Genomic DNA, 13,836 nt, shown 5'->3' with positions numbered 1-13,836 from the left:
GATGAAAAGAGCCGTCGCTGCGCTTCTTGCAGCCGCCCTCCCCTTCGCCCTCCCGCTGTCTGGCGCATCGGCCGACGTCGGCAGTTCGATGGACTCGTTTCTGAACGACGTCGGGGGGGCTGCCAACGTCAACGGACCGACCGCGTTCCAGGGGCAGTCTGCTGGCTATTACAGCCTCGGCAATGTCTGGACGCGATTCCCGCAGAAGACCACCAACATCGCCAATCTGCAGCTGCCGCGCGCCCGCGCCGGTTGCGGCGGCATCGACATCTTTGCGGGGTCCTTCAGCTTCATCAACGCGAGCGAAATCGTCGCGATGCTGAAAGCAGTCGCGAACAACGCGGTCGGTTTCGCCTTCAGCCTGGCGATCGACACGGTCTGCCCGGAATGCTCGAAGATCATGCAGGAGTTCAGCCAGAAGGCTCAGCTCATGAACAACCTCAACATCAACTCCTGCGAAATGGCGCAGGGTCTGGTGGGCGGGATCTGGCCGAAGGGCGACCTTGCCGACAAGGCGATCTGCGAAGCGATCGGCAACTCCGAAGGGATCTTCACCGACTACGCCGCGGCCAAGCATGGGTGCGGCACCAAGGGGCAGCGCTCGAGCACGACCGCGCAAGGCTCGGGCAAGTATGACGACGTCAATCCCGGTGTGCCGCGAAACTACACCTGGACGATCCTCAAGAAGTCGGCGTTCTTCTCGCCTGGCGGCCGCTTCGACGAGGAGCTCGCCGAATATGCGATGACGCTGCTGGGCACGATCATTTACGTGCCCCCCAAAGACGACGAGCCGGGCAAGTTCGTGCCGATCGTCGGTGAGGCATCGTCCACCCTCGTGACTTCGCTGCTGGATGGCACGACGAATGGCAACGTCCTCATCTTTGACTGCGACGAGCCGGAGAAGTGCCTCAACCCGGGCTTCAAGTCGCTGAGCCTGCCGACATCGAAAGCGCTGCGGCCGCGGGTGGCTGCGCTCATCGGCGGTATGGTTCAGGCCATCCGCGACGACACCGCGATCAGCGAAGAGCAGAAGGAACTGCTGCAAGTCGCGTCTATCCCGCTCTACAAGATCCTGACCGTCCAGGCGGCCTATGGCCGGGGCATGCCGACCGACGACCGGGAGACCCTGGCCGAGATCGCCAGTGTCGACCTGTTGTTTGCCGTGCTCGACCGGATCGTGAGCGAGGCGGGCCGCTCGATGTCGAGCTTCATCGGGGCCGACGAAGCCAAGATCGCGATGTGGCAGAATCAGGTCAATGTCGTGCGTCAGGCTCTCGCTGACCGGCAGGCCAACACGCACCTCAAGGTCAATGCGGTGCTGCAGATCATCGAGAAGACGGCGTTCATCGAGAACGTGCTGGCCGCCTCGATGTCCCCCGGAATGGCCGCATCGCTGGACTGGTCGCGCGGCGTCCAGAGCCGCGCCCTTACCCACTGACCGGGCCAACCACATCAAGGCGGGACAACAGACATGGTCGAGATTTTCACGGTCGGCGGCGGGGACTATCTGGTCAACGTCTTCCAGGCGGTCGCCGCCTGGACCGGCAATGGTGGCTACAAGAGCCTGCTCCAGGTGGTGATGGTAATGGGGCTTGGCCTGTCCGCCATCACCCTCGCGTTCAATCAGGACTGGCGCGCCTGGATCAACTGGTTCCTCGGCGCAACGCTCATCTACTCCTGCCTGATGGTGCCCCGGCTCGATGTCCATGTGACCGACCGGCTCAACCCGAGCCTTGCCCCGGCCAATGTCAGCAACGTGCCGTTGGGTCTTGCGTTGATGGCGAGCTTTACCAGCCAGGTCGGCGACTATCTGACGGGCTCGGCTGAAGTGGTGTTTGGCCTGCCCGGTGATCTCAACTATTCGAAAAACGGGATGATCTACGGCGCCCGGCTCTACGATGCGACCCGGTCCTTGCGGATTTCCGATCCCGAGTTTGCTGCCAATCTCGACGAGCATTTCCGGCAATGCGTGTTCTACGACGTCCTGCTCGGCCGCTACTCGATGAAGGAGCTGGCGGAAACCGGCGACATCTGGGCGACGATCGCGCCGGGCAGTCAGGCGCGCGCGCAGCGGTTCCTGACCCGGGATGCCACTTCAGGCCAGGTGAGTTCGAACATCGTGACCTGCCGCGAGGCCTATGACACGCTCAATGCGCAGTGGGCTGGCCTTGTCGATGCGATGGGATCGGTGTTTGGCCGTCAGCTTTACCCCAACCAGACGGCCGCGCTCGCCAAGGCGAAGCTCTTTGCCGACCTGCCGGTGGCCTATCAGTACCTGACCGGCGTCTCGGCCAACGCGACCGAAATCTTCAAGCAGACGCTGACCATCAACGCGATGAGCCAGGCCATGCATTCGATGTCCGGCAGCAGCGGCGCCGGCAATGTCGACGTCTACGCCCAGACCCGCGCCGACATTCAGACCGAGCGGACCTATGGCTCGATTGCGAGCAACGCCATGAAGTGGGTCCCGCTCCTGAACGTGGTGCTGACCGTGCTGTTCTATGCGCTGTTTCCGGTGCTCTTCCCGCTCTTCCTGCTCCCCAAGACGGGACCTGTCGCACTCAAGGGCTATGTGACGGGCTTCTTCTATCTCGCGGCCTGGGGGCCGCTGTTCGTGATCCTCCACATGATGCTGATGTACAAGGGCGCGGCCGACATGAGCGCGGTCACGGGCAGCAACGGCCTCAGCCTGGCGAGCTTTACCGGAATGGCCGACGTCAACAGCGATATCGGTCTGCTGGCCGGCTATCTCATCGCATCGGTGCCGTTCCTGGCAGGCGGTGTGGCCAAGGGCGCCATGGCGATTTCACATCACGCCACGAGCTACCTCAACCCGAGCCAGAACGCGGCCGAGGAAGCGGCCCGCGAGGCGAGTACCGGCAACGTCTCGCTCGGCAACACGAGCTTCGAAAACTCGAGCGTTCTCACTCGTCAGTTTGCACAAGGCACGATTGCGCCGAGCTTTACCTATGGCGCGCCGCAGACGCGGACCTTTAGCGACACCGGGGCAATGACCACGAGCTTTCCGGACGGCAGCTACGACCAGATCCCGACCTCCAGCTATCCCTTCACGCCGACGCTGGGCCAAGAGTTCACGGCGCGCCTTTCGACGATGGCATCGCAGGCCCGCGCCAACAGCGAGACTTATGCTAATGTCGCCACGGAATCGACGACCAGCGCTGTCACGAAGTTCCGCGAGCTCAGGGACCAGTTCAGCCGAGGCGCATCCTTCGAGAGCGCGACCGGCACCTCGAATTCCGACAGCATCCAGACCGCGTTCAGCGAGGTCGACCAGGCATCAACCAGTCTGCAGCGGCAATTCGGGTTGTCGCGCAGGGCAGCCGATGACATCTCTACCGCCTGGTTCCTCGGTGGCGAGGCCGGGGCAAAAGCAGGGATTTCAAATGGCGTGCTGTCTGGAAGCGTAGGAGCGAAGGGCGGTGGGACACGCACATGGACCGACAGCGACATCGGCATCGCGTCCGAAGACCGTTCCCGGATCTTTGGGAGCCTGTCCCAGATGTCTGACAGCCGCAATTGGTCGAGCACCCGCGATGGGTTCGTGCGCTCAGTCAGTACATCATCAAGCTCGTCGATCTCGAGCACCGCGAGCGGCATGAACGCCTCTCTGACCGAAGCTCAGAGCTTCACCATTGAGGCTCGCCGGGCCGAGGAGCTTGCCAATCGTCTCGAGAGCCAGGCGTCTTTCTTCGAAGGAAACAGCGCTGCAGGCAATCTCAATCTGTCCCAAGCCTACCGCGAATGGGGCCTAGCCGAGATCGAGAGCAACCGCGATTTCTATAGCAATGCGCGGTTTGACGATGTCACTTTCCAGCTCAGCCCCGAAGGCCAAGCATTGCAGGCAAAGTTCATCGGAAGCTATGCCGAGCAGCTTCGCAACGGGATCGACGAGCGCCTCGTACTCGTCCCCGGACAGCCTGTATCCCGTCCGGCAGTCTCTGGCGCAGGATCGGTGCGCCGCCAGGCACAGACCGGCGGCGGGGATTCCGGTTCAGTACCACGGGTGGGGGTCGGCGATGTCCGTGAAGATGTGCAAAGGGCTCAGGCGGCCGGTCGCCAGAAGATTACCGACTCTAGGGGACGTCTGGACGCAATCACCAAGGGAGCCCAAGGTGCCAGTGCAGAAGCAGCGGATGATGTAAAGGAGTGGTGACCTGCAACGGTCACCACAGGCCGAAGGATGCTCCAGCCAGAAACGCGAAAACTGCGCCAATGACGATAAGGCCGATTATCGTCAGCTTGCGCCCCCAAGGATCGGCCCACGACTTCTTGAGCCTGTACTCCATTAGGCGATTGTCGCTAATTGCCTGATCAAGCTCAGAGAGGCCTTCCCACTTGCGGGATCCGTGCGCCTCGGAGGTATCAACGTCGAAATTCGTCATGATGGTGGCCGTCTCATTTCAATGAGGAACATAGCGGAAACGCCGGCTTGGAGCGAGGAAATTCGGCCCACGCCTCCGGGTCACCAGCGAGAAAGAACCTACTCAGATCGAATGACGAGACGTGCGGAAGATCTCCGCCGATCAAAATCGACGTGCATACTAGTGCAATTTGGTGCATTCTGGTGCAGGGGAGTTTTCCTTATGTCATCCTTGCCGAAACAGAAGCGGTTTACCGTGTCAGTCGATCAAATCGACTATGACGCCCTCGTCGCGCTGGGACAGTCGGTAAACCCTCCGCTAAACCTGCAGTACATTGTCCGTTTAGCGGTTCGAAACCTGCTTGAACAATCCTCAGCTCAGCAACTTTCCTTCCCGCTGGAGCGCAAACCATGAAGTTCATCGACTTGTTTGCTGGCCTCGGCGGTTTCCATCAAGCGCTGGAAAGCTTGGGACACAAATGCGTCTTTGCGTCTGAACTTAATAGCGATCTGGCCGACCTCTACAATCGCAACTTCGGCGTGAAGCCGCATGGGGATATTCGCCAGGCTATCGAGGAAGTACCTTCGCATGACATCCTATGCGCGGGCTTCCCTTGTCAGCCCTTCTCGAAGGCGGGCGAGCAGAAGGGTTTTGACTGCCCCCAATGGGGCGACTTGTTCGACTATATGATCATGATCCTAGAGCGGCATGAGCCGAGCTACCTCATCATCGAGAACGTTCCAAACATCATGCGGCACGATAACGGGAACACTTGGCACAAGGTGAAGAAACGCCTGCGAGGTGTCGGGTACGACATCGACTCGGCGCTGCTTTCGCCACACATGTTTGGCGTACCCCAGCTTCGCGAACGTGCAATCATCGTTGGCGCTCGCCAAGGGCTTAACCACTTCGCATGGCCAGTGCCGACCCATGATGCAAGTGAGGTTGATATTCGGTCGATTCTGGACAAGTCACCGAACGACGCGAAGCCGCTCCCCCCTTCTTTCATTGGCTATCTCGACGCATGGCAGGCGCTCCTCGACGCACTACCATCGACCGCAGAGCTCCCCTCCTTTCCAATCTGGGCAATGGAGTTCGGTGCAACCTATCCTGCCCGAACAGGCTCCCCCGCCGGGCATGGTCTTATGGAGATTCAATCATTCCGAGGCGCATTCGGAAGACCTCTTCGCGGGTTGTCAGAAGCGGAGGTCCTTGATGCGCTGCCTCCGTATGCGCGCGACACGAACGTATCCTTCCCTGATTGGAAGATCAGGTTCATTGAACAAAATCGCCAGTTCTATCGGGAGCATAAGGCGGTAATTGACAGGTGGCTGCCAACCATCCTCAACTTTGCTCCCAGCTTCCAGAAGCTTGAGTGGAACTGGAAGGGCGGCCCACGCGACCTCAACCAATGCATAATCCAGTTCCGCGCATCGGGCATCCGAGCAAAGCGCCCGACTGCCGCGCCATCGCTGGTCGCGCTCACGACCAGTCAAGTGCCCGTCATCCCTTGGGAACGGCGCTACATGACCATGCGCGAGTGCGCTCGCCTTCAAAGCATGGGTGAACTGCAATTTCTTCCTGAAACACAGACCGGGGCGTTCAAGGCGCTGGGAAATGCTGTCAACGTGGACGTCATCAGGGCGGTTGCGGGGGCGCTACTCGGAAAGGACGATCCGAACGTTGGAAACCTCCAGCTATCAGTAAATTACCGCCCATCATCGCTTGAGGCAGCTGCCTGAGCCATAGCGGCCCAAAGGGGAAGATGCCTTGGAAGACTTGGATTTTGACCAGATTGCGACGCTGTTGTCGGAGTTGTCGCAGCCAAGCTTGGTTCCCAAGCTGGAAGGGGGACTCAAGGGTCCACGCTCGTTCGATGGCGCGGACATCGATTTCACCTCAAGCGCTTGGCTTGCCCGCGTCCTAGAGGTGGCGATCTGGCTCAACTTGGATACTACCTTCGATGACCAAGAGTCGCCCAAGGCCGCAGCCCTGCGGCTCTTCGATGAACTATCCCCCGGCAAGGCGGAAGCAAGCTTTGAGGTGAGTGACGGACATGTCCTCCTGACCGAGATGGGCGCTCAAACCCTGGAAGAGAGGCTCAGCCGCGCAGTCAGCAATCGTTCTGCCTTCCTTCAGATGCTAGAGGATGAATTGTCGGTGGCAGCCGCCACCGAAGCATGGATCGACGCTTGGAATGAGGCTCCAGCAACAGAGCCACTATCAATCAACGCTACGGTCGACAAATGGCGCATCTACGACCTAGCTGGTAGAGCGCAGCAGGGGCAGCTTGAGCTAAATCCGACCTACCAGCGCGACTTCGTCTGGTCGAACGCAGACTCGCAGATGCTGATCGAATCGATCCTGCGAGGCATTCCATTACCTTCAATTATTCTAGCTCGGGTTTCGAGCAGCCAGCGCTTCCAGATTGTAGACGGGAAGCAGCGCCTGACCGCGATTCTCCGCTTCATGGGCGCGCATCCGGAAGGCCGTGAAAATGCTAAGGGAATGAAAGACTATCAGATCTTTGATACGAACTTCAGCCAGTTTGCTCGACGCAACAACCTCAGAGCGACGGACATCCGGGAGAAGTATCTACCGTTTAAAACCAAAAAGTATACCGACGACAATGATCCGCTTAAGCCGCTTGGCGGGCGATACTATTGCGAGATCAAAGATAAGCAAGTCAGGATCGCCGGTGAGTCCATCACCGTGGCGGACCTGTTTGAGCGCGCCTGCGACTACTTTATCCCCGTCCTCATTTACCGCGATACTCAGGTTCGCGACATCCATAAGGTCTTCCGCCTCTACAACCAACAGGGGATGAAGCTGAATGCAGAGGAGATCCGCAACGCGGTTTTCAACCATTTGATGATCTCACGGCTCATGCTTTTCGTAGGCGGCGACCGTCCCGAACCCGAGATCGCCCCGGAACTCGTGAAGGCAGGGATCGACCCGACCGAAGCGCACGAGAACATCAAGGCGCTGGGATTTGGCATCACTCGGTTCAAGCGCACCAAGGTCCTGTTGTGGACCGTGGCGACGCTGATCCTTAAGCCCGCCCAAGGTCCCGATAAAGCTTATCGCACACCGTCCACAGCCAGCCATATCGACGAATTCCTGCGCTCCATCGACAGCGATCGCCTCGCGCAATTCCGGTCGAAAACGACGCTCGAAAACTTGGCTCGTGATCTTATCGCGGCCTTGGACCTTCACCAGCAGACCTCCGATGCTTGGCACCCAAAGTTCCGGCGCAAAGGCAAGAGTGAGATGGCCTCTCGGTGGGAGGAGTTGCCGGTCGTGGCCAGCGTGCTGGCCTGCCTCGTGCTCGTTATCACCGGCGAGAATCAGAAGCTGGAGGATGGCATTGACGCCGTCCGAGACCTGACCTCGAAGATGGTTGGTCCCCAGAGCACGCAAAACAAGACCCAGTGGGCGCACATCGCGAACGCCTCGACCAGCATCCTGGAGACTCTCGGGGTCAACATCGCTGACGCGGATGCCGCAGTGCGCGACCGATACGGAGATAGTGCAATCGAGGCACTTCTTGAGATCCGCAAGATCCCGATGATCTGATATGACCGTAGGCGAGCCCAGCGTCGGCCCAGTGACGATTGTCCCAGTAGGTGGGCTTGTTGACGCACATGACGTAAGCGCAGAAACATCGCGTGACGAAGCCTCTTGGTGGGCACGCTATCGTTCCAATGTTGCTGGTCGTCTGTCTGGAACAGCCTTGGCCGCACTGGAAGCTGACGCGCGTTACGTGGCCGAGAGAGCGCTGCCTGGCGTTGGCGGGGCGCTTGATGAAGCAGCCTGGCCGACCTCTCGGGTCCGGACAGGCATGGTCGTCGGCTCGGTGCAGTCCGGCAAGACCGCAAGCATGCTCGGTGTCGCTGCGCTCGCGCTCGATGCAGGAGTTGACCTACTGATCCTCCTCGCTGGCACCAGGGTAAGCCTTTGGTTGCAGACCTACGAGCGTTTGCTCGCGCAACTCGACGGTTCTACGCCGGAAAATGCCTACCGTCGGCGCAACCAGCGCCTGATTCTTCCCCAACCCGCCGACATCCTGCATGAGCAACGAGCGGACCCGGCCCGCTATCTGCAACGACCAATGGCTCGCCAAGCGTTGAAGGCGGGCCGGCCAATCATTTGCGTCGTGCCCAAGGAGGACGATCACCTCATCATGCTTCGGCGATTCCTCGCCGACGTCGTGACGCACGACCTCCTCGATGCACGAGACAGGCCCTACTCAATGGTGCTGCTCGACGATGAAGCGGACGACGCAAGCGTGCTAGATAGTGATCGGTCACAGAAGCTGACGCCTCGGCTCATCGCCTCATTGTGGAGCGGTGACCCGGACGAGGCTGCGACGCGACACCCCAACCTGCTTGCGACCTATGTCGCCTACACCGCGACACCGCAGGCGAACTTCCTGCAAGCGACACACAACCCGCTCAGTCCGCGTGATTTTAATGCGGCCTTGCGGACGCCCGGCGCTATCGGGTCGCTTGAGCCAAGATCACTGTCTTATGCAGAGTTGGCCGGGGTTCGCTCCTATTATTGCGGCGGTGAAATCTTCTACGAGAAGTTGCTGCACGCAGGAACCGGGGCGCTCTGCCAAACCTCGCTGTTCCCGGACCTGCGCCCCGGCGAGAGCGAAGCGGAACTTTCTGCCCGCCGCGATACGCTACGCTGGAACATGCTCTCCGATGCCATGCGCTGCTTCCTCGTGGGCGCTGCAGTGCGGAGCCTTCAGCCAGGTTGGGACGCGGCATATGATCACGATCGCCGCTACATCACGGAGGCGGACGCGCGCCAAGCTGCCCCTGGTCCCCACACCATGCTGATCCACCCCTCGGCCCGAAAAGAAGATCACTTCAGCACCGCGCAGGATATCGTTCGATGGGCCTTAGCCGAGCCAGGAAAGGAGGCGGATGTCGAACTCGACGATGAGGTTTCCGAACTGCTGGTTGTGCCGCGCGACGCGCTTGCTCGGCGGCTCAGCTTGGAGGAGGATCAGTGGTCAGCGTGGCTCGCTCGCTTTGAGGCAACTCGTATCGGTTTGGCCAGCCTTCCGCACACGCCGTATCAGCCAATCTCTCCAGCAAGCTGGCCACAGGTCAGAGCAGCGCTCGTCGATCATGTCTTTCCCAACCTGCGGGTCCGTGTGCTCAACAGCGATCCTGCCTCCGATGACCGGCCTCGGTTCGAGGTTGGCGAGGATGAGGCGGGATTCCACGTGCCGCCGGATAGCCTCTCGATCTTCGTCGCCGGCAACGTCCTGTCACGCGGACTTACGCTTGAGGGGCTCACGACCAGCCTTTTCTTGCGCGGCGCAGCTGAGCCTGCCGCTGACACTCAGATGCAGATGCAGCGATGGTTTGGCTATCGCGGTGACTTCCTGCCTTTCTGCCGCGTCTTCACCTATGAGGACCAGTTGCAGTTGTTCCGCCGTTATCATGTCAACGATAATGCACTGAAGTCCGAGATCATCTCCGTCATGGATGGCGATGACGAGGTTAGTGGCCCCGCCCTCGTGCTGCAGGGCGCAAGCTTCGTCGCCACCAGCAAGGTGGAGGCCCGGAAGGTTCCCCTGTCACCTGGGCCGCGGCCTTCGGTTCGCCTCGTCGAATCTGAGGACGACGACTTGGCACGTCACAATATCCAACTCGCGGTGGACCTGCTGGGGGACGGCGAATGGGTGCCGTTAAAGGACGATAATGGGTTGGAGCGTGGTATCATCCGCTCCGAGCCCGTAAGCGCTAGGGCCCTTGCCGACCTACTAGATGGGCTTCGCTACTCGCATCATGACCCTGACCTAGGTAACGAACTCAGCCAGCGCTGGGACCATTACGCTCGCTTGTTGGGGATCGATGACCCTCTTTTTTCGCCCCCCATGCGCAATTCTCAAGGTTATGGCACTGAACCGCAATCCTGCCCATATTCGATCGCGGCCTATCTCCGCTTATGGGCTTCGCTGACCGGCGACCACTCGGCTCCCGGCTTCTATCCTACCGACCGGCCGGAGGTTCCATGGAACTATTCCGACACGATGCACGCAAGCATGCCTGACTTTTACCTCGCCTTTCGCCACGGCCAAGCACAGGCGCGTGATCCGCGACTTGCGGCTCTTGGCATCCGGGCGGTAACTAGAGATCGCAACGAAAGCGGCGCAGCATTGCAAACCTTATGGGGCACGCGAGGCTATGGCGGCTCCTATCATGGCGACGAGTTGGTGGACTATTACTACCACCGCACAACGCCAGTCCCTGGCATCCAAGGTGGGGCTAGTTGGCGGCCTAGGGGGCATCCAGGCTTGGCTCTGCTTCATGTCGTCAGTGCGCCTGAGTTGCCGACCGATTTCTTGGCGATCGGCTTGGGGTTACCGCATGGTGGCCCAGACCATATCGCGGCGCTTCGCACATGAGTGACCTTCACTTCGAGGCGCTGCGAGCCGAATTGGAGGCACTGGACGTTCCTCAAGGGCAGGCCCGCAAGATGCGATGGCTCGCCGTACCCTTGGCCATTGGCCGTACGCCATCTGGGGACTTTGAGATTTTCATTCGCGGGGCCGAGGTGCACGCTTCGTCACCTCTCGTTCGCCGCCATCTCCAACACGGCGATTGGCGTCCAGAAGTAGGAGGTGAACCCTTTTCCGCTAGCCGGATCGTCTTGCCCGCGGCGCCGCACTTTGCCTCAGTGGCTGCATTAATCGCGATCGAGTTGTTGCGTGCAGGGATTACAGCTCCGCACGGTCCGCAACCCGCATTCAGCGACGTCGAGCCGATCATTGAGATGGCGATCCGCAGGGGCGCATTGCCGGAAAATGTGGTCATCGGCCTGATCGGCGAGTTGACCGTGCTTAGGCAGTTGCTGCTGACGCGCACAAATCGTCCCACTGAGATGATGCGAGCGCTGGAATATTGGCAGGGCTGGCAAGACGGTGGTCGTGACTTTCGTTTCGGTGACCATGCCATCGAGGTCAAGACGACGCAGTCGAGCATCTCTGCCCACGAGTTCAGTGGATTGCACCAGCTTGAGCCCACGATCCTACCTTCAGGGGCACGGGAGCAACTTCATCTACTTAGCATCGGCTTAGTCGCGTCGACCTCGGTTGGAGAAACACTTCCGGCAATCGTCGACAGTATTATTGGATTGTTGAGCCTATCAGCGGCTCCTGAGATCGTCGATGAGATGCTTCGCCGCGTCTCACTATATGGAAGCCAGTCTGGCGGGGGCTACTCGCACGAGTCAATGCATGGTTGGGGTGCGTATGGCACTCGCTACGCGCATAGTTTCCCGCCACGCCTCTACCGCATCGACGATCCCGCGATGCGCCTTCTCGATCGAGAGCTGTTGTCTCGCACGTTCGTTCAGCCAGAAGGCTTGGCCTTCACGATGCATCTTCCTAGCCAGGTCTCAGCCTTTAACCCAGCGCCAAGTTGGGAAGTTGAGATCGACGCCATAACGCAGGGCTTACGTGGCATCCCGAAAGGCTAGTCAACAGTGCCGGCGGTAACCCGTTCGTGCAGCTAACCTCATGTGAGCAGATTGGATTGTGAACGCTTTAGCCAGTTCGGCGTATTTCATCCAACTTGACTCAGATAGCCGCGCAGGCGCTCTTCCGTTCGTCGTCGCAGGCGTCTGCCTGATCTAAGGTCAGCAACGAGCCTTGGGTCTCCCGCAGCTAAGCGACCGAAAGTGCTCGGCGACGTCCGTGTTCGCGCTAGATATACCTCGATCTGCTCCAATAGCTCCATCGCCATAGACTCGCTTTAAGCTTGCGTTCCTGTTATGTTCTTACTAGGAAGGCTTCCTAGAGTCTAGGATCGATTTTCCTAGGTGCCCGCGATAGGACTGGCAGTCATGGACGACGCACGGAGAGCCCTGGACGAACTGATCCAGCAACGAGGAGTAAATTACTCCTCGGTTTCGCGCCTGTTGGGGCGCAATGCCGCTTACATCCAGCAGTATATTCGGCGCGGCAGCCCGAAGCAGCTGGACGAGCAGGACCGCTCGGTTCTGGCGCGATTTTTCGGGGTCGATGAGAAGGTTCTTGGAGCCCCTGCCCGCCGCTCAGGCCCGGTCGTCGAACTGGTCCATGTGCCTTTGCTCAATGTCGAGGCATCGGCCGGCCATGGCGCTCTGGCCGAAATGGAAGCCAAATCCGCGCAGTTCGGCTTCGACGAGAAGTGGCTGCGCCGACTGACCGCGAGCAAGGCATCGAGCCTCTCGATTATCGCGGTGCATGGGGACTCCATGGAGCCAACCCTCCACGATGGCGACGAGGTTATGGTCGATCTCGGGGATGGCCAGTCGCGGCTGAGAGACGGGATCTATGTCCTGCGGATGGACGACATGTTGAGCGTAAAGCGCATTGCCCTCGAACCACAGGGCAAGCGCGCGTCGGTTCTGAGCGACAACCCGGCCTATCCAAGCTGGCGCGGCCTCGAGAAACGCACGCTCAACATCGTCGGACGGGTTCTCTGGTTCGGACGGGCGCTCTAAGGTGGTTCTCTGATGCTTGCCCTCCTTGCCGCTTCGATCGTCGCTTCCGGACAGACCTTTACCTGCACACCGACTCATGTCTGGGATGGTGACGGTCCGGTCTGGTGTGCGGAAGGCCCTCACCTGCGGATCGCCGGCATCGCGGCCCGGGAAATGGACGGCACCTGCCGCACCAATCAGCCCTGCCCAAATGCCACGGCAATTGAGGCGCGCGACGCCCTTGTACATCTGATGGGCGGCGCGAAGGGAACAATTTCGACCGGTCATGTGGTAGTCAGAGGTCCGCGGCTGACATGCCGCTCCGAGGGGTCCGCAGGCGGAAACAGGACCGCTGCCTGGTGCCGTCTGCCGTCAGGTGCCGATCTGTCATGCGCCATGATCAAGACCGGCAAGGTCCTGCGCTGGGATCGCTACTGGAAAGGCCCGGCTTGCCAATGAGCAGCACCACGCATCTGACCGGCATCGTCGAATGGGCGGCAAACGGACCGGTGCTGCGCACCGATGGTGGCGGGACTTGGGAACTCGACAACACCCGCCAGGTACGGAAATTCATCGGCGCCCGCGTCGAAGTGGTCGGGGAGCGTTCAGGGTTCAACGGATTTGCCTGCGACCAGATATGGCCTGCCGGAAAGCCTCGACCGACTGCATTCAAACTCCGGCTCGAATTCCTTCTTGCCGCAGCCTTCGTCGCCTATGGCCTATATGCGACGGTTGGCGGGGTCGTCGGCTTGCTGCGCTGATGCTGAGCGAATGGGAGCTCTGGGCCTGCGCCCACCATGTCCTGCAAACTCATGGCGACAAGGCACCCTTGTACGTCGCCGAGCAGATTGGGGCTCTTGCACTTGCTGGCGACGAGGCAGGCATTCGGACATGGCAGGCTATCGCCGAGCGGATTGTCCAACTGAGCTCCAACGCCCCGGACCGGCCACTACAGTAACCCTCCTCG

Annotated in this window: 11 protein-coding genes; 10 read left to right on the top strand and 1 reads right to left on the bottom strand. The window is 60.2% G+C overall.

Annotation, left to right across the window (positions count from 1 at the left end; translation table 11 throughout):
* Position 1: 1 nt before the first annotated feature.
* Both L0963_RS05455 and L0963_RS05450 read left to right on the top strand, forming a co-directional pair.
* Complete coding sequence (locus L0963_RS05455; protein ID WP_234179099.1) at positions 2-1,438, top strand: conjugal transfer protein TraH; 1,437 nt, start codon at positions 2-4, stop codon at positions 1,436-1,438.
* Positions 1,439-1,471: 33 nt separating this feature from the next.
* Positions 1,472-4,174, top strand: coding sequence for a conjugal transfer protein TraG N-terminal domain-containing protein (locus tag L0963_RS05450; protein WP_234178713.1), 2,703 nt, complete (start codon positions 1,472-1,474; stop codon positions 4,172-4,174).
* Positions 4,175-4,184: 10 nt separating this feature from the next.
* On the opposite strand, the gene L0963_RS05445 is transcribed toward L0963_RS05450, so the two are convergent.
* The gene (locus tag L0963_RS05445; protein WP_216313633.1) at positions 4,185-4,403 is read right to left on the bottom strand and encodes a hypothetical protein; all 219 of its coding nucleotides are present in this window, start codon (positions 4,401-4,403) and stop codon (positions 4,185-4,187) included.
* A 389-nt stretch (positions 4,404-4,792) separates the two neighbouring features.
* On the opposite strand from L0963_RS05445, the gene L0963_RS05440 reads away from it, so the two are divergent.
* From L0963_RS05440 to L0963_RS05405, 8 genes are all read left to right on the top strand, one after another.
* Positions 4,793-6,124 carry a DNA cytosine methyltransferase gene (locus tag L0963_RS05440; RefSeq protein ID WP_234178712.1) on the top strand — a complete coding sequence of 444 codons (1,332 nt, stop codon included), beginning with the start codon at positions 4,793-4,795 and terminating at the stop codon, positions 6,122-6,124.
* A 28-nt stretch (positions 6,125-6,152) separates the two neighbouring features.
* Entirely contained in the window at positions 6,153-7,958 is a 1,806-nt protein-coding gene (locus tag L0963_RS05435; protein WP_216313637.1) for a DUF262 domain-containing protein, read from the top strand.
* Position 7,959: 1 nt separating this feature from the next.
* On the top strand, positions 7,960-10,809 hold the full coding sequence (locus L0963_RS05430) for a Z1 domain-containing protein (RefSeq protein WP_234178711.1): 2,850 nt from the start codon (positions 7,960-7,962) through the stop codon (positions 10,807-10,809).
* Entirely contained in the window at positions 10,806-11,882 is a 1,077-nt protein-coding gene (locus L0963_RS05425) for a PD-(D/E)XK motif protein (protein WP_234178710.1), read from the top strand. Before L0963_RS05430 ends, L0963_RS05425 begins: the two co-directional genes overlap by 4 nt.
* A 366-nt stretch (positions 11,883-12,248) precedes the next feature.
* Complete coding sequence (locus tag L0963_RS05420) at positions 12,249-12,890, top strand: S24 family peptidase (protein WP_234178709.1); 642 nt, start codon at positions 12,249-12,251, stop codon at positions 12,888-12,890.
* Between the two features lie 12 nt (positions 12,891-12,902).
* On the top strand, positions 12,903-13,328 hold the full coding sequence (locus L0963_RS05415; RefSeq protein ID WP_234178708.1) for a thermonuclease family protein: 426 nt from the start codon (positions 12,903-12,905) through the stop codon (positions 13,326-13,328).
* Positions 13,325-13,630 (top strand): DUF5818 domain-containing protein, encoded by a 306-nt coding sequence (locus tag L0963_RS05410; RefSeq protein WP_234178707.1) that lies wholly within the window; start codon positions 13,325-13,327, stop codon positions 13,628-13,630. Before L0963_RS05415 ends, L0963_RS05410 begins: the two co-directional genes overlap by 4 nt.
* Positions 13,630-13,827, top strand: a complete 198-nt coding sequence (locus tag L0963_RS05405; protein WP_234178705.1) for a DUF6961 family protein — start codon at positions 13,630-13,632, stop codon at positions 13,825-13,827. The genes L0963_RS05410 and L0963_RS05405 overlap by 1 nt, the downstream gene beginning before the upstream one ends.
* Positions 13,828-13,836 lie beyond the last annotated feature (9 nt).

The organism is Sphingopyxis sp. NFH-91, assembly GCF_021401285.1.
Classification (GTDB): Bacteria; Pseudomonadota; Alphaproteobacteria; order Sphingomonadales; family Sphingomonadaceae; genus Sphingopyxis; species Sphingopyxis terrae_A.
This window is presented reverse-complemented; position numbering and strand designations above follow the sequence as displayed.